At 43.1% G+C, this 25,131-nt stretch carries 20 protein-coding genes; 8 read left to right on the top strand and 12 right to left on the bottom strand.

The annotated features are described in order from the left end of the window. The first annotated feature begins 11 nt into the window (after nt 1-11). Both N4J56_RS00565 and N4J56_RS00560 read left to right on the top strand, forming a co-directional pair. A complete protein-coding gene (locus N4J56_RS00565) occupies nt 12-1,061 on the top strand; it encodes an NAD-dependent epimerase (protein ID WP_317104669.1) in 1,050 nt (349 codons plus the stop codon). A gap of 904 nt (nt 1,062-1,965) precedes the next feature. Continuing rightward, nucleotides 1,966-3,168 (top strand): GAF domain-containing protein, encoded by a 1,203-nt coding sequence (locus N4J56_RS00560; protein ID WP_317104668.1) that lies wholly within the window; start codon nt 1,966-1,968, stop codon nt 3,166-3,168. Nucleotides 3,169-3,408: 240 nt separating this feature from the next. Here the strand turns inward: N4J56_RS00560 and N4J56_RS00555 are convergent, their stop codons facing one another. Then, entirely contained in the window at nt 3,409-5,046 is a 1,638-nt protein-coding gene (locus N4J56_RS00555; RefSeq protein ID WP_317104667.1) for an FAD-binding oxidoreductase, read from the bottom strand. 18 nt (nt 5,047-5,064) lie between these two features. Beyond that, the gene (locus N4J56_RS00550; RefSeq protein WP_317104666.1) at nt 5,065-5,979 is read right to left on the bottom strand and encodes a branched-chain amino acid transaminase; all 915 of its coding nucleotides are present in this window, start codon (nt 5,977-5,979) and stop codon (nt 5,065-5,067) included. Nucleotides 5,980-6,602: 623 nt separating this feature from the next. Here N4J56_RS00550 and dnaN point away from each other — a divergent pair. Next, nucleotides 6,603-7,748, top strand: coding sequence for a DNA polymerase III subunit beta (gene dnaN / locus N4J56_RS00545; protein WP_317104665.1), 1,146 nt, complete (start codon nt 6,603-6,605; stop codon nt 7,746-7,748). Nucleotides 7,749-7,792: 44 nt separating this feature from the next. Here dnaN and N4J56_RS00540 read toward each other — a convergent pair whose 3' ends face one another. Beyond that, entirely contained in the window at nt 7,793-8,980 is a 1,188-nt protein-coding gene (locus N4J56_RS00540; protein WP_317104664.1) for a TRC40/GET3/ArsA family transport-energizing ATPase, read from the bottom strand. A 223-nt stretch (nt 8,981-9,203) separates the two neighbouring features. On the opposite strand from N4J56_RS00540, the gene N4J56_RS00535 reads away from it, so the two are divergent. The 3 genes from N4J56_RS00535 to N4J56_RS00525 all read left to right on the top strand — a co-directional run bounded on the left by N4J56_RS00535 (nt 9,204) and on the right by N4J56_RS00525 (nt 11,240). Further along, nucleotides 9,204-9,836, top strand: coding sequence for a methyltransferase domain-containing protein (locus N4J56_RS00535; RefSeq protein WP_410500393.1), 633 nt, complete (start codon nt 9,204-9,206; stop codon nt 9,834-9,836). 83 nt (nt 9,837-9,919) lie between these two features. After that, nucleotides 9,920-10,789 carry an aldo/keto reductase gene (locus N4J56_RS00530; protein ID WP_317104662.1) on the top strand — a complete coding sequence of 290 codons (870 nt, stop codon included), beginning with the start codon at nt 9,920-9,922 and terminating at the stop codon, nt 10,787-10,789. Between the two features lie 10 nt (nt 10,790-10,799). Then, entirely contained in the window at nt 10,800-11,240 is a 441-nt protein-coding gene (locus tag N4J56_RS00525) for a GNAT family N-acetyltransferase (RefSeq protein WP_317104661.1), read from the top strand. Nucleotides 11,241-11,265: 25 nt separating this feature from the next. Here the strand turns inward: N4J56_RS00525 and N4J56_RS00520 are convergent, their stop codons facing one another. From N4J56_RS00520 to N4J56_RS00495, 6 genes are all read right to left on the bottom strand, one after another. Continuing rightward, nucleotides 11,266-11,556, bottom strand: a complete 291-nt coding sequence (locus N4J56_RS00520; protein ID WP_317104660.1) for a Calvin cycle protein CP12 — start codon at nt 11,554-11,556, stop codon at nt 11,266-11,268. A 1,043-nt stretch (nt 11,557-12,599) separates the two neighbouring features. Then, entirely contained in the window at nt 12,600-13,244 is a 645-nt protein-coding gene (locus tag N4J56_RS00515; RefSeq protein ID WP_317110549.1) for a response regulator transcription factor, read from the bottom strand. Further along, nucleotides 13,244-14,095: a S1C family serine protease gene (locus tag N4J56_RS00510; RefSeq protein WP_317104659.1), complete on the bottom strand. Its 852-nt coding sequence runs from the start codon at nt 14,093-14,095 to the stop codon at nt 13,244-13,246. The genes N4J56_RS00515 and N4J56_RS00510 overlap by 1 nt, the downstream gene beginning before the upstream one ends. Before the next feature lies 1 nt (nt 14,096). Further along, a complete protein-coding gene (locus N4J56_RS00505) occupies nt 14,097-15,017 on the bottom strand; it encodes a S1C family serine protease (RefSeq protein ID WP_410500392.1) in 921 nt (306 codons plus the stop codon). A gap of 352 nt (nt 15,018-15,369) precedes the next feature. Further along, nucleotides 15,370-16,134, bottom strand: coding sequence for a calcium-binding protein (locus N4J56_RS00500; protein ID WP_317104657.1), 765 nt, complete (start codon nt 16,132-16,134; stop codon nt 15,370-15,372). Nucleotides 16,135-16,834: 700 nt separating this feature from the next. Continuing rightward, entirely contained in the window at nt 16,835-17,731 is an 897-nt protein-coding gene (locus tag N4J56_RS00495) for a DMT family transporter (protein WP_317104656.1), read from the bottom strand. A 335-nt stretch (nt 17,732-18,066) separates the two neighbouring features. Here N4J56_RS00495 and N4J56_RS00490 point away from each other — a divergent pair, with 335 nt between their 5' ends. Beyond that, a complete protein-coding gene (locus N4J56_RS00490) occupies nt 18,067-18,417 on the top strand; it encodes a hypothetical protein (protein WP_317104655.1) in 351 nt (116 codons plus the stop codon). Nucleotides 18,418-18,459: 42 nt separating this feature from the next. Here N4J56_RS00490 and N4J56_RS00485 read toward each other — a convergent pair whose 3' ends face one another. Further along, complete coding sequence (locus tag N4J56_RS00485; RefSeq protein WP_317104654.1) at nt 18,460-18,963, bottom strand: hypothetical protein; 504 nt, start codon at nt 18,961-18,963, stop codon at nt 18,460-18,462. Nucleotides 18,964-19,079: 116 nt separating this feature from the next. Continuing rightward, nucleotides 19,080-19,667, bottom strand: coding sequence for a hypothetical protein (locus N4J56_RS00480; protein ID WP_317104653.1), 588 nt, complete (start codon nt 19,665-19,667; stop codon nt 19,080-19,082). A 58-nt stretch (nt 19,668-19,725) separates the two neighbouring features. On the opposite strand from N4J56_RS00480, the gene N4J56_RS00475 reads away from it, so the two are divergent. Then, nucleotides 19,726-20,967: an IS701 family transposase gene (locus N4J56_RS00475; RefSeq protein WP_317104652.1), complete on the top strand. Its 1,242-nt coding sequence runs from the start codon at nt 19,726-19,728 to the stop codon at nt 20,965-20,967. Between the two features lie 148 nt (nt 20,968-21,115). Here the strand turns inward: N4J56_RS00475 and N4J56_RS00470 are convergent, their stop codons facing one another. After that, complete coding sequence (locus N4J56_RS00470; RefSeq protein WP_317104651.1) at nt 21,116-24,742, bottom strand: amino acid adenylation domain-containing protein; 3,627 nt, start codon at nt 24,740-24,742, stop codon at nt 21,116-21,118. Nucleotides 24,743-25,131 lie beyond the last annotated feature (389 nt).

Genomic DNA, 25,131 nt, shown 5'->3' with positions numbered 1-25,131 from the left:
GATATTAAAACATGCACGTATTAGTGACTGGAGTTGCTGGATTTATCGGTTATCATTTAGCACAACGGTTGCTTCAAGAGGGGATAGGAGTCTATGGCATAGACAACCTCAACAACTACTACGATGTCAAACTCAAGCACGATCGCTTAGCGCAACTTCAGCCACATCCGGGGTTTGCATTTCAAAAATTGGACTTAGCAGAACGCGATCGCCTTTTAGAATTGTTTCAATACAATAAATTCGATTATGTCGTCAATTTAGCAGCCCAAGCAGGGGTTCGTTACTCCCTACAAAATCCCTTTGCCTACTCTGATAGTAATCTTTCCGGGTTTGTTAACCTGCTGGAAGGCTGTCGTCACAGTCAGGTCAAACACTTAGTCTTTGCGTCTTCCAGTTCTGTTTACGGTGCAAATACCAAAATACCTTTCTCAGTTAGCGATCGCGTCGATCGCCCTGTGTCCCTCTACGCTGCTACCAAAAAAGCCAACGAACTGATCGCCCACGTCTACAGCCATCTCTACAATTTACCGACTACCGGATTGCGTTTTTTTACCGTTTACGGTCCTTGGGGAAGACCGGATATGGCTTATTTTAAATTTGTCCAGGCGATTGAAGCAGGCAAACCAATTGAAGTCTACAACTATGGCAAGATGAAACGCGACTTCACCTATATTGATGATGTCGTAGAAGGCGTAGTGCGAGTTATGCAGCGTCCACCTCAAATGTATTCTCAACCAAACGGTAGTAGTGAAATACCTGAAAACCAAGCTCCATATAAAATTTACAACATTGGTAATAACAGTCCGGTAGAACTGAATGAGTTTATTCAGACAATTGAGACCGCTTTGGGAAAAACAGCTTGCACGCAAATGTTACCGATGCAACCCGGTGACGTTCCTTGCACTTACGCTGATGTAGACGATTTAATTCACGATGTTGGATTCAAACCTACTACGCCTTTATCAGAAGGGATTCAACGCTTTGTTGACTGGTATAAACTTTATTACAGGGAGCAGGGAGCAGGGAGTAGGGAGCAGTTATCAGTGACTCCTGACCAGTGACCAATGTAGAGACATTACATGTAACGTCTCTACAAAGTTATCAGTGACCGTAGGGACGGGTTTGGCGAATAGATTGACAGCCTGAACAATACATCTTCAGTCAAAACCCGCCCTTCCCAGGTATCAGTTGTCCGCGATCGCCGATTGAAACTATTTGCAATTATTAAAAATAGTTTTGAAACTCTCTGTTGTCTTTCACGCTATTTTTCATTTCTTTGTTTTAATATTAGATATTTCTTTCATAGAACCTTTCTGAAGGAATAGTGTTCAACAAATATATAGAGATTATTCTATAAGTATTATTATCTAAGCTATGGCTGCGCTCGTTCGTGAATGTTGTTTTTCTCAAGTTACATATAAAACAAGAACTGTAAATCTACTATTAAGAAATAATAAGCATTAACACTAGACTCGCGAATTAGAAAAGACGCAGTTGTAATTATCAATGTATTCCTAAAGTAATAGTTAGCTTGATGCAGACTCTGACCCTCGCTCAGTTGCCGCGATCGCCAACATCTAAAAGGCAAGAAGAATCGCGAGCAAGCAGTTCAGCAGCTTTTAAAAGTCTTGCTAAAATAAAAAAAAGAATATAGAGTGACAGTAATATGTATAATTATTACCTATATAAAATAAATAGACAAATTAGCTAATATATAGAACCTTATAGTTCGACTAGAGCAAAGTCGGGTTTTTCAGGAATCCAAAGCAAAAGAAAAGCAAAAAGCATAAGGCCGTTAATTATACCATAAATTAACTAACCGATACCAGTGTATTTGACATTTCATTTCTAATATTAAGGTCGATTTGGAGTTTCTCTATGAATCAACAAAGTTCCCAAAGGAAGTTGATACGCTTAAGAGAGCTAATAATTACTACCATAATAGGCTCATTGCCTAAGATTGCAATGGGTACGGCTGCACGTCAAAAATTGTATCCGCTGATCTTGCGGCACATGGGTAAAAAAGTCTTCATCCAAGAGGGCGTAGAGTTTCTCGGCGCTGAAAAGATCGAACTTGGCAATGAAGTTTATTTATTTCGCAACGTTAAGCTGAACGCCTGGAATGATAACTGTAAAATTTTGCTGGGCGATCGCGTTGCTATAGATCGAGGTGCTGATATAAGTTGTGCCGGAGATAACTGCACAATTGAAATTGGTGATGGCACGTTCGTCGGTCCCTACTCGTGTATCGCTGGTCCAGGGAATATCAAAATTGGCAAGGACTGCATGATTGCTGCTCACAGTGGCATAGTGGCTAACAATCATATTTTTGCAGACCCCTTACAGAGGATTCGCGATCAAGGAGTGACGAAAAAGGGAATTGAAATTGGCGACGATTGCTGGTTAGGTTATGGCGTGAAAGTTTTAGATGGGATCGCGATCGGCAAGGGTAGCGTCATCGGTGCTGGGGCGGTTGTAACCAAAGACCTCCCCCCTTACTCCATTGCCGTTGGCGTACCAGCCAAGGCAATTGACAGCCGCCTGCAAGTCAAAGAAGAAGTGACTCACCAACACGAATACAACCAGATCGCTCAAGGCGATCTCGTTTCAGCAAGATCGCTATCTCCGAACGCAGCAACAAACGCTGTAGAAGCAGTTCCAGCAAATCCATCCCGCGATCGCGCTGCGAGCAAAAACGAACTTGCCCATAGACCATTAGAAAATTTACTCCAAGCAACCTTGGAATGTATTCGCCACATCCTAGAAGTTGATACTGTCGCAGTCTTATTACAAACAGAAAACGGAGAACAACTAGCAGTTCATGCCACTTTGGGCTTGGAAGAGGAAATCGAAACTGGAGTCAGAATTCCCATCGGACAGGGATTTGCGGGAAAAATTGCGGCTCATCCAGAGTTAACAATTGTTGACGACCTATCGACCATAGAAATCTACAGCCCCGTACTGCGACAAAAGGGACTGCATTCTATGCTAGGCGTTCCTCTATTTGCTAGCAATCGAGTTGTTGGTGTATTTCATATTGGTAGCCTGCATCCGCGACACTTCACCAACAAAGAAGCACAAACAGTACGCTACGTTGCCGATCGCATTGGAGAAGCGATCGAACCAGTCTTGCGCTTGTGGCAGATGCCTGATTATGTGAGTGGTTAATGGTTGATGGTTAATGGTTAATTGTAGATAGTGGCAACTGATTGACTCTTAACCATCAATAGACTTCTTGCAAAACTATTTTCTTTGTCTTTTTCTTTGCGACTACTCTTGGAGAACGCTTTGCGGCTTTGCACGCCAGTTGCTACAACGGAGGAAACCTCCGCAACGCACTGGCTTGTCTTTGCGTGACCTAAAAACATACTTATGCAAGAAGTCTAATAGTTAAGGATCGACAACAAGCTAATCTTCGCCAGCTCCGTAGCGCCAAGCGTCAATCCAGCGGTGGTATTGGTACTGTTGTGATATGGGTAGGTTTTTTAGCCAAGGTTGGATAATGGGACTGAATTTAGATAAGACTGAATAGATTCCAAGGTTAGTGTAATGGATCGTCCAATCTAGTAAAGCCCCTAAGCCAACGTGAGGGATAATTTGGGCGATTAATAAAGGATGAGCGATCGCAGTTTTCAACAAAGTTTGTGTCAGGGGCAAAAACTGTACTACGTCTTGTAGAAACGGTCTGATGACGCGATCGCCCAACTGTTGCATAGTGAGAAATACAACTGCTAGCAACCGATTAATGCGATCGGGCGGAATATTTCCGCCAACATCTGCCCTCATCGCTTTTTGAAACAGCCATGTAACGCTGAGATTTGGTTGATAAGGGGCTAATAATGACAGAGACGATGCAGATAACTGCTCGCTAGAAAGTGCTGCATGAATGCCAAGCGTTAGGCGTTCTAAATGGCGTACCATTGCTCCAAAACCCCCAAAGCTTAGCGGTGATTGATTGCCACTACTATCTCCTACTGGTAAAATCCGATTCCAAGGAGTGCGTAAAGGACTTTGGTGATAGGCAGGAAAAAAACCAAATAAGGCTCGTTGAAAATGCAGTTTATCTAAATCTATAACCTGATACTGTGGCAGCAATTGCAAATATTCTTCAAATAACGCTTCTAAACCCAAATGTTCTGGACTAGCATCCATGTAAGTAAATAAATACGTCGTCCTACCATCTCTAGCAGGAAAAGCCTCCCAGAAATACTGACAGCGATTTTGAATCGGCGTGAAAGTGGCAATTAAATCGCCAGTTTGATTTTGGGGAAACCCTTGAGCGCAACTACCAACAACCAAACAAATACTATCGGGTTTTTGTCCCTGACGTGCTTGTTTTGTCATCGGGGACAAATGCCCCATTGCATCGATGAGGACGCGAGTTGTAATTGGTAATTGGTAATTAATAATTGGTAATTGGTGGTTGTTGGTTGTCGCTCCCTCAGCTTCCTCAGCTCCCTCAGCTCTCTTATCCCTGCTCCCTTTCTCCACAAACACGCCATTAGGATGAACGATCGCGCTCACAAAGGGAGTATTTTCTAATAACACCCCACCTGCTGCTAGAAATTTTTGCTTTAAGGTTTCTAGCAAATAAATTGGATCTACACCCAGATTGAGTACGTCTTTAACCCAGATTTCGCCGCCCCAATTTTCGCCACTATTATGAAAGCTAACGCGGGCGGGGTTATACTCAGTAGCGATCGCTTGCTCTAATTCCGCTTCAGTTAATAAATTCAACCGCAAAAAAACTGCCAATTCTTGGCGAGAAATATTCCACTCTTGCTGTCTACCTCGTAAAATTCCGCGTTCGAGCAAAGCGACTCGCCATCCCCGCTGTACCAAAGCGCTACCAATTAAAATTCCTAGCGTACCACCGCAAATCACGACATCCCAGTCAACTGTTTCCAAAAGAGTTTCGCTTTGAGTCACGACTGTCGGTACTGCTGTCGTCTCCGTTCTCATCGACGCGAGTAAGCGATCGGCTTGTCGCAAGCCACTCAAAACATCGCCTGGTAATTGAGTCAGAATATCTTCTGTTAAACTCACGATCTCACTACTCTTTATTTAACTAATTGCGATCGAATATACCCAATCTTGATATTTCGGTTCTCTACCCTCGGTAATGGCAATCAGTTTTTCTTGCAGTTTTTGCGTAATCTTATTTTGTGGTGATAATTGATAATTTTCTAATCTTTTTACTGGAACGATTTTCGCTGCTGTACCGCATAAGAATACTTCATCGGCAATCAAAAGTTCAGTTCGATCGACTGGTCTTTCTATTGTTTCAATTTCCAAATCTCGGGCAATTTTAATGACGCTATCCCTAGTAATTCCTTCTAAAATATCTTGATCGAAACCTGGAGTAATCAGCTTTTCGTTTCTGACAATGAATATATTCATTCCCGAGGCTTCGCTAACTTTGCCTTGAGAATTCAATAAAATTGCCTCATCAAAACCCGATTCAACTGCTTCTGTTTTTGCTAAAGCAGAAGTGATGTAAGCAGCACTAATTTTACCCCGTAGTGGCATACTGCGATCTTCTTGTCGATACCAAGAGCTAATGCGACAGCTAACACCTTCAGCAGATAAATAGTCTTGTAACTCTAATCCGTAAACAAAAAGATCCTTTTCGATGGAATGCAGTCGCGGTGCAATTCCTAAGCCAGAAGTGTAAACAAAAGGACGAATGTAGAAAGATGCTGTGGGCTGATTGCGTTTAACAAACTCAACAATGACGCTTTGAATTTTATCTGCTGGTAAATCGTAATGAAGAAATCTAGCACTATGACTCAATCTCTGGCAATGGCGATCGAGCCGAAACAGCAAAATTTGCTGAGAATCCTGCGGATGGGGAATTCCACGTAAACCACCTAAGGCTCCCGTTCCGTAGTGTAAGGCATGGGTAGCAATAGAGATATTAGCCTCGCCTAACGGAACAAACTGATTTTGAAAGTAGGCGATCGGTAGGAAGCTTTGCACGGGAGAACTCAAACAGAGGTGAGATATTTCACTATAGACGATTTTACAGCTCCAATCCCAGTACGGTTTGAATTAATTTCAGATAGAACGGCTGAATTTAGAAAATCTAATATATTATCATCAAGCATAGTAAAATCAAAAGTACTAACTTTACAGCCAGCAAGCTGAAATTGGTTTATTTGAGCTTTAGCTAATTGAGTTGGCGATCGCGATCGCCCTCCACAATTCAAGCTTAAAGCGAGTATAAATAAAAATTAAGATTCAGTTCTACCTGTGGAAAACTTAGGGTTTTCTGTGGAAAACTCGGGGACAATTTGTGGAAAACTATTGGTTTTACGTGGAAAATTTGCAGTAAGTATAAATACCCTGTGGAAAACTTAAGGCTTTTTTCCACAAGTTTTCCACAAGTTTTAATCTCTAGGATCGCCACAGAAACAGCAAGAGCCATTTTTTTTCACAGTTTCCACAGCACCTACTACTACTAATAAAAAAATATATCTTTAAGTCGGATCTATTCGCAGAGAAGTTTATTGGTTCATCCTTACAACAACCTTGACAAGAGTGATACCATGTCTATTCTGGTAGTTAGAATTTCCTGACTCAGGATCTCCCGTTAGCCGTCCATGAAACTCGTCTGTACTCAAAACGACCTTAGTACAAACCTTTCTCTTGTCAGTCGCGCCGTCCCCTCGCGTCCGACTCATCCGGTTTTGGCTAACGTATTGCTGCAAGCCGACGCAGATAGGCAGCAGGTAAGCTTGACAGCTTTCGATCTCGAACTGGGAATTCGCACCACGTTTGCTGCTACAGTGACGGTAAGCGGTGCGATAACTTTGCCTGCTAAGTTGTTAAATGACATTGTGGCAAGACTTCCAGAAGGAGAAATTACGCTGGAAGAAGAGGAAGGAGAAGTCCCATTTATTGCCGCGATCGCCTCTCAGCATGGACGCTACCAAATTCGCGGTATGGGGGTGGAAGAATTTCCTGAATTACCCGTGTTAGAAAAGGGTGAATTCGTGCATTTGCAAGCAGAGGCTTTGATTGAGGGTTTAAAAGGCTCGCTATTTGCGACAAGTGCTGACGAAAGCAAGCAAATTTTGAAAGGATTGCATTTGACAGTCCAGCAGGACACGCTAGAATTTGCAGCAACGGACGGTCATCGCTTAGCAGTCGTGCAAACTGCAAATGACACTTCAGATGGAGAAGAGTCAAGACAGCTTGAAGTTACCGTACCTGCTAAAGCGTTTCGAGAATTGGAACGGATGCTGGGTAAGCTACAAGCCAGCGAACCAATTGCCTTAAATTGCGATCGCGGTCAAATTGTGTTTGAATGGTCGGAGCAACGGTTGACGTGTCGCACCCTAGAAGGTCAGTATCCTGCCTATCGTCAGTTAATTCCACGTCAATTCGAGCGCCAAATTGCGATCGATCGGAAACAATTACTGGGTGCATTAGAACGAATTGCGATTATTGCCGACCAGAAAAATAATATTGTCAAGTTTCATATTGATACCGACAAACAAGAATTAGCCTTATCAGTTGATGCGCAAGATGTAGGTAGCGGGAAAGAATTTCTACCTGCTGAAATTTCTGGTGGGGGCAATCTTGATATCGCTTTTAATATTGCTTATTTGATGGATGGAGTCAAAGCATTACCTTCAGGGGAAATTGAAATGCACCTGAATACGGCAGTGACTCCAGTGGTTTTGACTCCGATTGGTGGGTTGCAGATGACTTATTTGATTATGCCGGTACAGATTAGAAATTAATAGGATGCGTTAATAACGCACCCTACCAAATTAAACCTACTAAATTAAACCTTAGCAATATCAGCAAAACGAATTTTGAGATAATCTTCATCCATCTTTGCTCCAGATGGTTGTAATGCAGCTAAAGCTTGAGGTAAAACTAAATTACGGCGATGGTTGCCGATGGTAATGTTCAATTCATCCCCTGTTTTACTCAACTGAATTTTATCTTTGGGAATGCCAGGTAGATACAGTTCTAGACTGTATTGATTGTGTTCTTGTACGACTTTGAGCGTAGTTTCTTTGTAATAAACTTGGGCAGGATCTTCTTCTTGATATAATGTTTCTTTCAATCTTTCCAAAGCTGCTAGACCGCACATTTCTTCAGAATAAAGCGGCACTTCCTTGACGGGTAAAGGACGAAAGTTTTCGTGAATTTCCTGACGATATTGCTGTTGATTTTCTTTCCATTTTTGGAAGAAAGGATCGGTCACTTGTTCTGGGATGATCCGATTAGCAACAACTAAATCTGTGGAAACATTATATAAACTGAGATAGGCATGAGCGCGGAGAGACTCTTTAATCACCATTTTTTCAGGATTAGTGACTAGGCGCACGGAAGTTTTCGTGTTGTCAGTTAAAACTTTTTCCAATGCCTCAATTTGCTCGTAAAATTCATAGGGAGCGTCCATCACTTCTTTATCTGGAAGCGAAAAACCTGCAATAGGTTTAAATAAAGGCTCTACCAAAGGTCTAAGCGCTACAGACATTTTTTGCAGTGGCTTGTAAAAGCGGCGCATATACCATCCACTGACTTCAGGTAAGCTAAGCAACCTTAAAGCCGTACCCGTAGGCGCAGAATCGATAATTAAGACATCGTATTCGCCTTCGTCGTAGTGGCGCTTCATCCGCACTAGACCGAAAATTTCATCCATGCCTGGTAGAATAGCTAATTCTTCAGCTTGGACTCCATCTAATCCCCGTGCTTGTAGGACTTGAGTAATATAGCGTTTGACTGCACCCCAGTTTCCTTCTAATTCGAGCAGCGCGTCTAATTCTGCACCCCAGAGATTTTGGCGCACTAGGCGAGGTTCGTGTCCTAATTCTAAGTCAAAGCTATCTGCTAGGGAGTGTGCGGGGTCAGTGCTGAGAACCAGCGTGCGATAGCCGAGTTCGGCGCAGCGCAGTCCAGTAGCCGCCGCCACAGAGGTTTTCCCAACTCCTCCTTTACCAGTCATGAGAATTAGACGCATGAATATTGTCCTATCTGAGAAATGTTTATATTTGTTTATAATCTATAAGTTTAGAGTGAGGAGTGAGGGATAAGGAGTGAGGAGTGAGGGATAAGGAGTGAGGAGTGAGGAGTAAGAAGGGTAAAAGGCTAGTGCTGAGAGGTAAAATGTTAATTTCTGACTTCTGATTTTTGACTTTTGACTTTTGACTTTTGACTTCCCTCTACCCCTTATTCCTCAAACGATGACGCAGACCAATCTCTGGACTAATGCTGACCACGTTTTGTGGTATCTCGCCAAAGCAGATAAAATTCCCCATCGGACTGAGGGAGAAGGCGTGTTGTTGGAACAGGTGCCAAAAACTGTAGAGCGAATTCTCGATTTGGGGACGGGGGATGGTCGTTTACTAGGGTTGTTAAAAATCGATCGTCCGCAAGTTCAAAGTGTGGCGATCGACTTTTCTCCTACAATGCTAGAAGCAGCGCGTCAGCGTTTTGCTGGAGATGAAACAGTAGAAATCATAGCTCATAATTTAGATGAACCTTTACCAGCTTTAGGTCAATTTGATGCTGTTGTTTCTAGCTTTGCGATTCATCATTTAACGCACGATCGCAAACGTTCTTTATATGAAGAAATCTTTTCTCTCTTAGCACCAGGTGGAGTTTTTTGCAATTTAGAGCATGTTGCTTCTCCAACTCAAAACTTGCACGATCGCTTTCGTCAGGCGATCGGAATTGCAGATGAGCCAGACGATCCATCAAATATATTATTAGATGTTGAAACTCAGCTCAAATGGTTGCGAGAAATTTGTTTTATAGATGTTGACTGTTATTGGAAATGGTTAGAATTGGCTTTATTAGTAGGGTGCGTTAAATAATGCATCCTGCTGGCGCGATCGCCACCAACTTCTGTGCAGAAAGATAGAATGGGCGAGAGGAACAAGTCACGGAATCTCAAGTGATGGAAACAAAACAACTAGGGAATACTGGTGTCACCATCAGCGCTATCGGTCTCGGTGGAATGCCAATGTCTTTGAGTAGCAGACCACCAGAAACACAAGCAATTGAGACTATTCATCGCGCTTTGGATTTGGGTGTAACTCTAATTGATACGGCTGACTCCTATTGCAAAGATGAGTCAGATAAACACCATAACGAGCGTTTAATTCATCAAGCGTTGCAACAATATCAGGGTGATGCGAGTAACGTAGTTGTTGCTACCAAAGGCGGTTTAATGCGTCCTGGTGGAAGTTGGACGCGCAATGGTAATCCAGACCACTTGCGAGAGACGATTCGGATTAGTTTTGAGGCTTTCGGAGGAGAAAAACCAATCGATCTCTGGCAATATCACGCCCCAGATCCAAACTATACAATTGAAGAATCACTCACACCTGCTAAAGAAGCCGTTGCAGCAGGAACGATCCGGTATGTTGGTGTCTCTAATTTCTCTGTAGAACAGATTAAACGCGCTCGCGACGTGGTTGATATCGTCTCCGTCCAAAACCAATACAATCCCTGGCAGCGACAACCAGAGACAGATGGAGTATTGGAGTATTGCGAACGTGAGGGTTTAACCTTTTTGCCGTGGAGTCCTTTAGGGGGTAGCCGTCGCGTTGCTAGCTTACCAGACATCCCCGCGATCGCTCAATTAGCTAAAACGAAGAGTGTCTCTGTCTACGCGATCGTCTTAGCATGGCTGCGGGCAAAATCTCCTTGTGTAGTGCCTATTCCTGGTGCGAGTAAAGCAAGTAGTATCGAGGATTCGGTCAAATCTGCTCAAATTCAATTATCTTCGGAAGAAGTAGGGCAGATCGATCGCGCTACAGGCTAACTTAAAAAGTATGAAAGACATCCAGCGTCGGCAAGCAACGCAGGCAGATTATGATTTTTTGCATGACTTGCACCAGCAGACTTTTCGGCTGTATGTCGAACAAACTTGGGGCTGGGACGACCAACAGCAAGTAGAGCTGTTTCGTCAGTCCCACCAAAACCTGGACGAGTCGCCTTTTGAAATTTTGTGTCTTGAGGAAAAAGAAATTGGTTGTATTGCGATCGAGGATAAAGGCGATTTTCTCTTCCTTGACTACATTGCCATATCACCTGATTACCAAAATAGAGGATTAGGTACTCAACTCATTGGCGAACTTTTAGAATTAGGTAAAAGTAGAGGAATTCAGGTGCGCCTTAACGTTATTAAAGTAAATCCTGCAAGAAAGCTTTACGAACGATTGGGATTTCAGATTGTCGGTAGCGACGAATATCGCTACTATATGAGAGTTTGAGACGTTCCGTAGAACGCCTCTACAACTACACATCGTAAATCAGACATTCAAGCGATTCTGGATACTCTATACAGTAGAGATCGAGACTATTTCTTTGTTGAGCCGCTTCACGATGGCTTCTTTCTGCTTGTAGTTCTTCCACAATGTCCCACGCTACCGCGCATTCGTTAGAACTGTCACCTGAAGTTTGGCACGCAGCACGCGCTTCTTCTAAAGCTTGCACGATCGCTTTTTCTAAAGAATTACTAATTTCGTTTCCCGCAATCGCAGTAGCCATTTTAGTGACTTGGGAGGGACGATCTGTTGCCTGAGTCATAAAAATCTCCTGTTTAGCTTTTCAGCCTTGATTCTGCTGTGCTTGTCTTTCTCGCTTCCTCAAAGTTGGTTACTCTGAAGTATTTCCTTTTCTAATTTAGGCATGAGAAGACCAGCTGCCAGTGAGTAAAACCGTAATTTTAAGCATCGGTTTTTACTGCCTATATCTTAGACCGATTTTTCTAGATGCTGTGGTTTTGCTTATAATTTTTTAGTTTAGTTTTTCGTACATTAATCTTAAACTTCTCATATTTTAAATATTTAATCAAATATTCTTATAACTTAAAAAACGTTTACATCTTTTGTTAAATTATAGTATTTGCCTTAGAAGATGCCGGAAATTAATAGAATTGTTAGCTTACTTATTTTGTAGCTAGCATAACACTAATGTAAATAAATCGTTTTTAAGTTAGAAAGTTTTAAGAATTCATAAATTTAGATATAGCGTTTCCTATACAGGTGAAATACATTCGTAGGAGCGCACAGCTCTGCGCCTCTACAGCTCTTATGTACCCCATCCAATTGAGAATAACTATATCTAATTTTCTAAAAATAGAATAATCTAAAGTAGACACGCAAACAGTAACTACAAATAAAAAGCATACTTCATAATAGCAAGCCGCTCAGAATACCATCGCATTCTAAGCGGCTGAATGATTAACATATAGTTAGATATAAAAGCCAACTCTAAACGTGAACTACCTCAGACCGTTCTGATGGAGGGTTTCGCCTCCCCTTGGTAGTAACGAAGTGGAGGAAGCGATAAAAACTCCACACCGTTTAGAACCGATATTTGCACTGTCCATTTGCCTGACATCGCTCTCCTTCAGCTAATGGTTCTGGGTCACAACGGCGTAACCCCCATCCAGTGCGTTCTTTTATTATCTACAGTTACTACAATAGCGATTCCAGAAACAATAACGATCGCACCACAGTAAGAGTTTCTACTCATCTACAAGTTAGACTCTTTACATTTTTTTCTACCTAGAAGTAGATAGATATGCCTAGCTATGAGTCAATAGTTATGTATTTTCAGCCGACCAATTACAACATAATCAATCCTTGTCTGGCTCCCAAAGTCACGGCTTCTGTACGGCTGCTAGCGTTGAGTTTGCTAAAAATAGAGGAAACGTGAAACTTAACCGTATGCTCCGAGATACCTAAACGCTTGGCGATCGCTTTGTTGCCTAAACCTTCAGCGAGCATTCCCAAAACTTCAATTTCGCGGGAAGTTAATGCTTGTAGTGGTGTCGTTGCTTCTACAACTCGTTCGCTAATTGGTAAAAGAGTGAGGAGAATATCGATCGCATCGGCGTGCAATACAACTAATCCAGTTGCAACAGCTTCTACAGCTTGTAAAATCTCTTCTGCCGATGCCGATCGCGGTAAGATGGCTTTGACACCAGAACGAAGCAGTTCGGGTAGGCGATCGCGATCCTCGGTGTCGGTGAGAATGGCGATTGGTAATTCTCCTACTTCTGATAATGCAACTAATTTTTCACTGACAGACTCCCCTTCTGGTAAACTCAGCTCGATCAGAACTACATCAGGGTTATGAGTTGCGATCGCCGCAGCTAAGGTCGCTGAATCGGCAGAACTACCAATTGCCAATAGATCGGGATTTGTCCGCACGATACTCTCTAAACCCGCACGGACAATCGGATTAGTGGCAGCAACCAGAACCCGCATCACGCCGCTACTGCTCCCGACTTATCTGGAATTTGGATTTGCGCGATCGCCGATTTGCCAGCACGAATCAAATTGAGTTGTAGTAAGTCGCCTGGGGAAAACTGCCAAAGAGCTTCGGCTAAATCTGAAATGTCAGTGAACCCTCGTCCGGCTACTCCTGTCAATACATCGCCAGTTAATAATCCAGCAGATTCAGCTAAACTACCTGCTTGTACTGCCAAAATTAATAAACCTAACCTGCGCCTGTATCTCCGCCCGATTGCCACAGGCTGTAGAGTCACTCCTAGATAAGGTTTAACTGTACCACGCCGTAAGAAACGTTCTACTATATTGCTGGGTATAGCTAAGCCCAAACCACCTGCGATCGCCGTGTTAATACCGATTACTTTACCTTGAGTATCGGCAAGAGCGCCGCCAGAATTCCCAGCATTCAAGCGAATATCTACCTGTATCCAGGTTCCAGGTTGTTTCTTGGGACTGACAGCGTGAATAATCCCAGTTGTTAAAGCATTTGTTATGCCTAGTGGATTGCCAACTGCAAATACCAGCTGACCGACTCGCAACGTGTCAGAATCTCCAATGGGAGCAGCTGGTAGATCGGTAGCATCAACCTTCAATACAGCTAAATCTTGTAGGCGGTCGCGGTTAGTACAGACAGCGTCGAGTACCCGATTATCTGCAAGTTTAACTGTAGGGCGATCGCTCCTAACGACATGAGCATTCGTAATAATGACACCATCAGCTTGCCAAATTACACCAGAACCGCCGCCAAATCTCCGGTCTTGTATCTGTACGGTAGAACGGCTCAAAGCTGCGGCAACACTTGCTAGTTCGTCATTTAGTGTAGTCATATTACCGTTCTCCAATCGCGATCGGTACTGTTAATAACGCGCCGCCTCGAATAACTTGTGCGTTGAGGGTTTTACCTACAGACTCCGAACCAAGCATTGCCTGTACGTCTCCGGTATCGGCGATCGAACTGCCATCAAGGGAAATGAGTACGTCACCAATTAATACGCCAGCGCGATCGGCGGGACCATCAGATTCGATATTGACGACGATTACGCCCCCGTTACTGGATAAGTTCAACGCATTTTTCAGATTGTCGGGTAGTAACACGGGCTGCATTCCCAAACCCAAATAGCCTCTTGCAATTTTGCCTTTTTCCAGTAAGGTGTCAATAACGCGGTTAACAGTTGCAACAGGTATGGCTAGCACCATGTTACGAGGACCTACAGTATTAATCCCAACAACACAACCTTTTGCATCTACTAATGGACTGCCAGAAAAACCAGGATAAAGTGATAAATCTAATTTGAGCAATCCTTCAGTCTGTTTGCCACACCAATTGCGTTGTGTAATACCAATACCTTTAGCGCTAACAACCCCCCAGCTAGCACTCAACCCGTTCTCACCGGGACGTGCTACAGCCAATACTAGGTTTCCAACTTGCAAAGTACTGGTATCACCAATTTCTGCTGTAGGTAATTGGACATCTGGTATTTTGAGTACAGCTAAATCCGTACTGGAATCTCGACCGATTAAAGTTGCAGCTACCGTGCGATCGTCTGGTAGCCTGACAGCAATTTCCTCATCCCGCCTCACTGTGTGTTCGGCAGTAACGATGATACCATTGCGCCAGTGAACGCCAGTTGAAGGAATACGGTGACGTGCATTTACAGCAACAACGGCACGACCTGCCCGTTCGACTGCATCAGCTAAATTATTGGAAAGTGCTAGCAAAGTATTACTCTCAATTGATGGCGACTCCATATTATTTTTCCTTTTAGCAAGTGGTGATTGGTCATTTGCCATTTGTCGCTGCTCCCTACTCCCTACTCCCTTTCTTCTCAACAACTATTACTCATCATCATGCCGAACTTATACTATGGATGACATCAGAAAAATGGGGAGAGGCAGACCTAGAAAAATGGCTAGGAACTAGATTTATCAAAAAAGAACTGCCGTTAATACGGACAGTTCTAAGCTTATTTATTCAAATTCGGTCAGCGTTTCTCAGTAGGTTAAATAGTTCTATTCCGTAGTTAAGACTTAAAAAATCTAGTGAAATAGCTGGCAAAATAGCAATTAATTTTTCAGCTTAAGCTTATTTTGAAATACGTTGTTAGCTGACGTATTTGAAGTAGCTTCCACCAATATTAACTGACTCTGGTGTAGTTCCATGCAAAATAGCGATCAGTTCTTGCGTGCCGGGATTGTTAGCAAATTCAGCATAAATTCCCGTTCCTTGTAGGAATAAATCGCTTGGTGCTGCACCTAGACTATAGGTAACTTGTGTTTGCATGAATGATGGTCCAGAGGTATCAATACTTATTAAAACGATCGTATCTTCAAGAGGATTGAAGTCTGTAATGAGAGCGTAATCGTTATTACCAGCAAATCTGTAAGATGTACCTGCACCATCTCGCCCAGCACCACCTTCAAGCCTGAATGTATCTGCTCCTGCACCTCCAGTCAAGACATCTATTTCATTAGCACCACGACTAACTGAACTACCGATGTATGCACCTCCTCCAGCACCATCAATGATGTCGTTTCCTTCTCCTCCATCTAGAACGTCGTTGCCAAATCCACCAATTAAGTTATCGTTATTTCCGTCTCCAAATAAGATATCGTTACCGTTGAAGCCGTATAGAGTGTCGTTACCTGTTCCACCATATACAGTGTCGTCTCCGTAACCGCCATCTAGTATGTCATTACCCGATCCGCCTTTTAATCTATCGTTACCGTTACCACCCCACAGAGAGTCATCTCCATCTCTACCGTAAAGTTTATCGTTGCCATCGTAGCCGTAAATAAAATCGCTTTCAGCAGTATCGAGATTGCCGGAAAGTTTGTCATCAGAAAACGTTCCTTCAATAGTCGCCATGTTCTTTGCTCCTCGTACCAGGTTTGTTTAACTATTTGTAGATTGGTTGACAAAGTTTCTCTGTTGGACTGACGAACAGAGAACAGAGAAGTTCAATCCAATAATTACAACCTAACTTTGCAGCTTACCGCTGTCTTGAGAAGGATTACTGCGCTGCTTAGTAAAAAAAGCTACTTTGAAACTCTCATAGCGATCGCAATCTGAAATGGTGCTTGTTGCCGCTACTTTCAATAAATATTGTTCGATTGAACAGCTCAAAACCTTACCAAAGCTTGTATTTAAACAGCAAGCTTATTTGAATAAAATTTCAATCAAAAAGAAAATTTAGCTGTATCTGCTATCGTTATGATTAAGTTTTTGCTCAAATAATATTAAATTTATATTATTAATACTTTTTAATAATATTTTTATATTTGAGCAAACTGCTAACTAGTGATATCATCTTACAGGTTTTAATGACCTTTGTCGATCTCTTTATGAAGTAGAGAACAACTTAGCTAGATTTCATTTCTTATTATGCCGCAATTGTGCAGATTTGGTGCAGATTTGGTGCAGTTTTCTTGCAGATATTTTTGCTGAAAGTACAATTTTCTAGATAGAGGCAACCTTTACCGGAAATTCATAGTTTTATCTCAAGAAATATAGCAGAAATACTCAAGACTCGCTCTGAAACAGAAAGAATGAACGTAGCCTGCGTTACTCAACGTGATAACAACAGTACAGCTATACCACTAAGGGCTATAAAAACCCCTAAAATTGCTCTAAGACTGATTCTTTCTCCCAAGCAAACAACAATGGGAATAACAAATAAAGGACTGGTATTGCTCAACGTGAGGGCAACTCCTACAACTGCAAACTTGACTGCTACTTGTTGCAGCCAGATTCCTAAGTAAGTGCCAGCAAAAGCGGCAACGCAAATTGCTAAGATTATTTTGGTATTTAAGCTTCTGAATCTAAAGCGCCTTGGTTGTTGTCTCAACCACCTCCAAGGTAATAGAACCAATACGCCACCGCACAAGCGTAATAAAGCTGCCCATAACGGACTAATATTGCTGGTAGTCAGTACTATCCGGGAAATGATAGCACCACTAGCAAGGGCGATCGCGGCTAAAATTCCAAAACCAACACCATGTAGTATGTGAACAGAGCTTGCTGAGAAATTGGGGACTTGCTCTGTAATCACCCAAGCCACGCCTAGAATAGTTAGTAGAATGCCGCACCAAGCAATTAAACTGAGCTGTTCTTGCAGAAAAATCAATGCCAAAATTGCTGCAAGAGGAGGTGATAAAGTCTCCATTAACAAGGCGCGTCTAGCACCTAAGTAATTTAAGGCAAAAAAGAACGCTGTATCTCCAATACCAATTCCTAAAACCCCACTGAGTAGAAGTAAGCCTAAAGTGGTAGGAGTAACATCTGTAAATGTTGAATTTTGTAACAATAGAGTACAAACAAGTAAGGCGATCGCGATCGCGCCTTTGAGAATATTTAATTCTAGTGGTGGAATACGTTGTCCGATGCGTCCGTAGATAACTGAAGATATTGCCCACAAACAAGCAGCTGTTAGCGCCGCCAGCTCACCTAAAAAATCTGTCTGCAAGATTGTAAAAAAGTTATTAAAAATACTGAACAACTCTTTTTAATGTTTTAGATAAAATACTATAACGCCTATTTCAGATTAGCACTCAAAGTAGTTCAGTGCTAATTTTTATCTGGAGCTTTTTAGCACTCAAGAGCAAACGGTGCTAATTTTTTAACTCAATAATCCTCATGATATAGCTCATTCTCCGCCTTTTTTCGGATGTCAACTCACCAGAATTACAGCTATAACGATTGCTAATAATAAGTGACTAGTAAATCGCTAGTGGCTGGTGACTAGTGGCTAGAAAAGAGGTCAACTAACTGATAACTGATAACTGATATTAGGAGGTCAAGATGGAATATACATTTGAAATTGTAGGAGTATCGCCAATTCTCTATTTTTTTGAGCATCAACAACAAGTCGTACAAGTTCCTCAGGGGCGCGGAGTAGAGTATTTAGGAGCATATAAGTGTACCTTGGACGCTTTTTTAAAATCGATAGAAACTATTCCCTACAAACAAAATTGGAATTTAGAACAAGTCATCGATACTGTCGTTAGTTTTTGGATGCGTAACTCAGACACGGTTCAGTATTGGAAATCTCGTTTTGACGATGCCGGGGGCAAAGATAATTTGTTAGTAGCAAGAGTAGCAGATGTTAATGGTTTAAAGGCAGAATTTGAAGCGTTATTGGGCAACGGATGATTGGTATTACCAACAAACCAACAACTAATAACTAACAACTAACTATTTACTTTCCCAGCGCAATAGCCTTGGTAGTTGGGATAAATCGAGGGCGTAGTTCAAAATCCACAACACAATATTGACAAGTAATAAATTCTTTATCCAAAGTAGGTCATCAGTTGGGCTTAGTAGTAACATGCCTTCATATAACTGCCAGATGCGGTAAGGCAAGTAAAGGTATGGAACCATGACCCACACCACAGTGTGAAAATATCTGAGGGTGACAATTTCGGAAAGAATTTGCAAACCCAGCATGACCAAGTACGGTATGAGTATAGTTAAAACGCTGGAGTAGCCCTGCCAAATTCCCCACAGCAAGGCAGCTATTGGTAGTAATAATCCCACAACCTGCACCGTACCAAACCAGATTTTGAACCACTCAGGCAGTGGTTCGGGAAGATAAAAAGGTTTTGAATGTCTCCACGCCCAGCCGACGAGGGCAAAAAAGGACGTGGCGAGCGCAAAAAACAGCAGGTTCTCGAACAGGAGGTAAACTTCTGTAGACATCTGCAAGCTAGAGATAAACAACGAGCGATCGCGCTTGTTTGCATTTTAGCGAAGTATCTCTAGCAAGAATGCGATCGCTCGCGATATAAAACTGCAAATGACGATTGTATAGAAACTCAGCCGATCGAAAGCTCCATGACACAACTGCTATCGACTAAGCTTAACGTACGATCGCCAACTTGTGCTTGCTCCAAGCAATTCTTGAGTTTAGAAGCTAATACTTGCACGTTTGGTTCGTCCAACAAACCCAAATGCGTACCAGGTATTTCGTGGATCTCGACTCCTGGCTCGACAAAGCTATTCCAACCGAGATCGGGTGTAGAGTAACACCATCTCAAAACTTCTTTACTCGTAAACAGAGCCACTCGACCGGAGTAACTTTGCGGAACGTAATCTACCATTGTTGCCTGCTTTAGCGCCTCAATTAACACTATATTGTAAGGGTTGGCATTTTCAGATAAAGAGTAGTTGTTCCAGAGGTCATATTTGCTGCTTTGTTTGCCAGTCAACAGCAAGTGTATCCAATCTAACTTTTGCAGAAAATAAGTTTGTTTTTCTGGTAGCGGCAGCCGCCAAAGAGTACGCAAGTAAGTATAAATTGTGCGAAATAGTGAGGGATTGTGAATAAATAAACGGGGGCTGTAAGTGTCGAACATGCCTAGTAAAGCCACTTCCTCACCCTGCGCTTGTAACTGTCGTGCCATCTCAATATTACAGTTGTAGATAAGCTAAACTAGATTTGTAAGGAAATACAGTTTAGCAATGCTTGATACATCCAACGTGTTTTTAACAGGTGTTGCATTAGAAGCGCTCTCCCAATGGAGCAGTAGATTGAAAGCGTTTCAGCAAAAACTGGGAAAGCACTTCGCTCGTTCTGAAGCACGTCTTGCAGCGTATGACTATATCCAGGCACTACTAAGCCCAGTTGAGCGGAAGAATGGATGGCAAATGGCAGAACAGGTAGGGTATAGCAATCCCTATCGCTTCCAACATTTACTAGGACGGGCGCAGTGGAACGCGGACGCAGTGTGTGCAGAAATTAGAAAGTATGCAGTGGAGCATTTGAAGAGTGAAACAGATATTTTGGCAATTGATGAAACAGGTTTTCTGAAGCAAGGAGAGCAGTCAGTAGGCGTACAGGTGCAGTATTATGGCACAACTGGACATTTGGAGAATTGCCAGGTAGGTGTGTTCATGTCCTACATTAGCGACAAAGGACATACGTTGATCGATCGCCGTTTGTATCTACCGCGCACATGGAGTGAAGATCAAAGCAAACGTAAGAAGGGAGCAGTTCCAAAATCAATCACATTTGCGACTAAACCTCAACTAGCACAACAGATGTTGGAATCAGCTTTTAAAGACGGAATACGTCCCGCCTGGTTTGTTGCTGATGAGGTTTATGGCAACGATGGTTCATTGTGGTGGTGGCTGGAAAAGACTGCTAAACAACCGTATATACTCACGGTCAGCAAGAAGCAGCCTGTAGTTATTGGCTGGCAACGTTATCAAGCCCAAGAACTGTTACCTCAGCCGGACAGCCAGCTGTGGCAACGTCTTAGCTGTGGAGCTGGCAGTAAGGGAGAAAGATACTATGACTGGGCGAAAGTGCCAGTTAATTGTGACAGATCAGATGGTTTTCAACGTTGGTTATTGTTCCGCCGCTCTCTAGAACACCCTGAAGATCCTCGCGTCAGCTACTATCAAGTATTTGCTAAGAGCGATACTACCCTAGAAACGATGGTTCAAATCGCCGGGCAAAGGTGGCGGATTGAGGAGTGCTTTAAATTTGCTAAAGACCAGCTAGGTTTAGGAGAGTACGAAGTTCGTTCCTGGCATGGTTGGCATCGACACATCACCCTCGTCCTGGCTGCTCAAATATTTCTCACCGTCTTACGACACTCTTGTGAGCCTGCTATTCACTCCTCTACCCCCCCTTTACCTCTAGTAACAACTGGCAGTCTAACTGCGTTCAAAGCGGCACGAGGTTTATTGTCCGACTAAGTATCTGGGAGATGAAGCGGTGGGTATCTCGATTCTTGTTTCCCACATTCTGGTGTCTTGAACACGTTTTGCGTTGGTCTTATTGGCGCAGATCTCATCAAGCTACTGCTCGTTACTACCATTACCAAAAGCGAATTCATTCTTCTATTTATCTACAACTGTAATACTCAAAAGCTACCGTACCTCCACTGGAAAAGCCACATAACAGATAGGGAGCATTGGGCTGAACCGTCTGCATTTCTTGAATATAATCGGCTGCCATATCTTCAACTTTGGTGTGAGGGTTTTGTTTACCATCTAACCCCCGTGCTTGCAATCCATAAACAGGTTGTTCCACACCCAGATGACGAACTAGCTTTTGGTAGCCAAGAACGTTTCCCCCCAGTGCGTGGATGCAGAATAAAGGATATCGATCTCCGTGAGGTTGAATTGCTACTAATGAAGACCAAGAAACTAACTGTTCCCCGCAACCGACTATATTTGCTAGCTGCTCGATTGTCGGCGCTTGAAACAAAGTTGCTAGGGGGAGTTTTGTCCCAAACTTGCTTTCGATTTGGGTAAATAGTTGTACGGCTAACAGCGAATGTCCCCCTAGCTCGAAGAAATTATCGTTGATTCCAATTGATTGAATGCCTAAAATCTCCGACCAAATTTGAGTTAACTGGAGTTCCACGGCGTTGCTAGGAGCAGCAAAAGCCTTTTCTAGATTGGGTCGCTCGCGATCGGGAATTGGCAAAGCGCGACGGTCTACTTTACCGTTAGAAGTGAGCGGGATTTCGGCGATCGCTACGAAAGCAACAGGAACCATGTACTCTGGCAATCTTTCCTGAAGGAAACGTCGCAGTTCGCTTGTACCAGGTACAGGCTGATGTCCTACGACATACGCTACTAGTCGCTTATGTCCTGGCTCATCTTCTCGTACTAAGATGACAGTTTCTCTCACTTGCGGGTGTTGTGCCAGTACGGTTTCAATTTCTCCCAACTCGATGCGAAAACCGCGAATCTTGACTTGATGGTCGATGCGACCGAGAAATTCAATGTTGCCGTCTGATAGATAGCGGGCTAAGTCTCCCGTCTTGTAGAGTCGTGCTGTTGGATTGTCATTAAAGGGGTCAGGAATGAATTTTTGTGCAGTGAGATCGGGCTGATTTAAATAGCCAGAGGCGAGACATTTGCCACCGATATGTAACTCTCCAGCCACGCCAACCGGACAGGGGTTGAGATCGGCATCGAGAATATAATAGCGAGCATTTTGTATTGGTTTACCGTAGGGAATACTTACCCAATGCGGCTCGACTGTTTGAATCGGATAATAGTTAGACCAGACTGTGGCTTCGGTTGCTCCGCCGAGACTAATGACTTCAACTCCTGGGAGCGTAGCTTTGAGCGCATCCGGTAACTTTACTGGTATCCAGTCACCGCTCATAAATACTAGTCGTAGTTGTGGATGGCGATCGCCCCATGTGACAGTAGGGAAAAAAGTAGCAAGCTGTTGTAGTGCAGGTGGTGCTGAGTCCCAGAATGTAATTGGCTCGTCACGCAATATGCGCAACAAAGCTTCTGGATCTTGTACATCACGGTTAGACACAACTCGAATCGATCCACCTGCGGCTAAAAGCCCGAAGATATCATAAACTGACAGATCGAAGCACAAAGATGTGACGAACAAAACTCTGTCGCAGGAGTTGACGGCAAAAGTTTTGTTAACCCACTGAATTAAGTTGATGACAGGTTGATGGCGAACCACAACACCTTTAGGCGTTCCGGTGGAACCAGAGGTAAAAATGACGTAGGCGACATCATCTGAGCTAGCGGACAGAGGTAAATTGTCTGTAGGGAGCCGATCGAGATCGGCACGCAGCCAAATTTGGCGATTGAATGGTTTTTCAGATCCCCCCAACCCCCCTTCATAAGGGGGGCTTAATTTTGCCAACCCCCCTTCACAAGGGGGGATAGGGGGGATCGCTTGCGAATCTTCAGCATCCAAACAAATTAGGTGTTGTAGCGCCGGAAGTTGAGATTGAATCTCGTCAATATTTGGCAGTAGCGAAGTTTGCGTCACCAAACAATTAATTGCCAGTGAAGAAAGCAATAGTTGAATCCGTGCTTTGGGAAAACTAGGTTCGAGCGGTACGTATGCACCCCCTGCTTTCAAAATTCCCATGACTGTTATGACTGTCTCTAGCGATCGCTCTAAATATACGGCAACTAGTACTCCTGGCTTCACACCTAATTGCTGTAGATGCCGTGCTAGCTGATTGACTCTCCAGTTCAGTTCTCTGTAGGTGAGTTGTCGATCTTCAAAAACAACGGCAACGGCTTCGGGTGTCAGTTCTACCTGTGCTTCAAATAACTGATGGATACAAAGCTCTTGGGAAAAGTCTGTCTCGGTGTCGTTCCATTCCCGCACGATGCGATCGCGTTCTGCCGTTGTCAATATTGACAATTCTCCGATGCGCTGCCCGGGATTTGTCACCATGCTTGACAGCAAGGTTTGCAAATGTCCTAGCATTCGCTCGATCGTCGCATCGTCGAATCTTTGTCGATCGTATTTGAGTTTGAGTAAAAGTTCTGATGCGGCACAGCTAACTAAGGTGAGCGGATAATTTGTTTGTTCTTCTAATCGGAAGTCTAGATTTTGCCATCGACTACCTTGAGCGCCTAAAGCCGAATTCAATTCGTAGTTTTCAAATACCAAAAGGCTATTAAATAGAGGCGTACCACTTGGAACATCGCTCCAACCTTGAATCTTGACTAAAGGAGTATGTTCGTAGTCGCGCAAAGTTACCCACTGCGATCGCAATTCTTTCAACCACGGTAAAAGCTGCTGCTCTGGCGATACGTCTACCCGCACTGGTAGGGTATTAATCAGCAGTCCTACCATAGACTCAGCCCCAGCTACAGATGAGTGACGGCAGGCTCTAGTGGCTCCAAAGACAATATCGGTTTCGCGACTATAGCGGCTCAGTAGTATAGCCCAAGCTCCCTGTACCAAAGTGTTAAGCGTGAGCTGGTGTTGTTGTGCTAAAGATTTTAATATCGCTGTCGTTTGCTCTGACAGTCGAAGTTGGCGATCGCCAAAACTGCGAGCGACGATTGTTAAGTCTGTATTTAAGGTTTTAGCTAATGTTGAGGTAGCTATTAATGGAGTTGGTGCGGTAAAGCCTTTGAGTAAGTGCTGCCAGAAGTTTGTAGTTTCTGACCAATCTTGCTGCAACCATTGGATGTAATCTTGATAAGGACGAGGTTGTGGTATTTCTAAGTCCTCTCCCAGGCAGAAAGCATCGTAAAAAGCAAAAACTTCTGTAAGGACTATATGCAAAGACCGACCGTCTAATATGGCATGATGAAAAGTCCAAATCAAGCGGTAGTCACAATCGCCGAGCTGTAACAGAGCTAAACGCATTAATGGCAAGCGATCCATCTGAAAGCCAAAGGCGCGATCGCGCTGAAGATATACTTGCAACTGTTGTTCTTGTTCTATCGCTGACAAGCTACGCCAATCTTCTCGTTCTATTTCAATAGTGGGTTGTAGGTGGACGCATTGTAATGGTTGGCGATCGCTTTTCCAATCAAAGCTTGTTCTTAAAACTGGGTGGCGTTCCACAACTCGCTGCCATGCTTGAATAAAAGCAGAAATATTGAAGCGATCGCGGATCGAACAAATTACCTGCTCGATATCGACTCCAGATTGTTGAGCGTGGAGGCTATGAAACAGCATTCCTTGCTGCATCGATGAAAGTGGGTACGCAGTTTCTATAGTTGTTACTTTCATTGAATTCAATTTTTAATAGTTTGGTTCGTCAGTGAGTTTGGATTAAATCTCAAACTCAGAGTTGATTTTTAGTGAATATATCTTCTTGATAAAAACAAAAAGTTGACAAAGCCAGTCATAAAATTTTATAGAATATATACTGTTTCATTTAAACTCTGCTGCGCGAGATTGCTCAGCCACTTTTGTAAGGTAGTTGAAAAATTAAATGAGTTAAACAAAAAAATCTCCTTTGAAGAAAGTAGAAAAAATCGAAACTATATACATCTTGGTTAGTGATGCAAGGAGCTTGGAAGATTCCCAGTCTCCTTAAAAACGGGGGTTATGGGGGAGCTTGCCTTAACCGAAAAGTATTGGATCGAAACTAATAAACTTGCATTCCATAATTTAAA

Source organism: Chroococcidiopsis sp. SAG 2025, from assembly GCF_032860985.1.
Lineage (GTDB): Bacteria > Cyanobacteriota > Cyanobacteriia > Cyanobacteriales > Chroococcidiopsidaceae > Chroococcidiopsis.
Note: the sequence above shows the minus strand (reverse complement) of the source record. Positions and strands in the feature narration are given on the sequence as shown.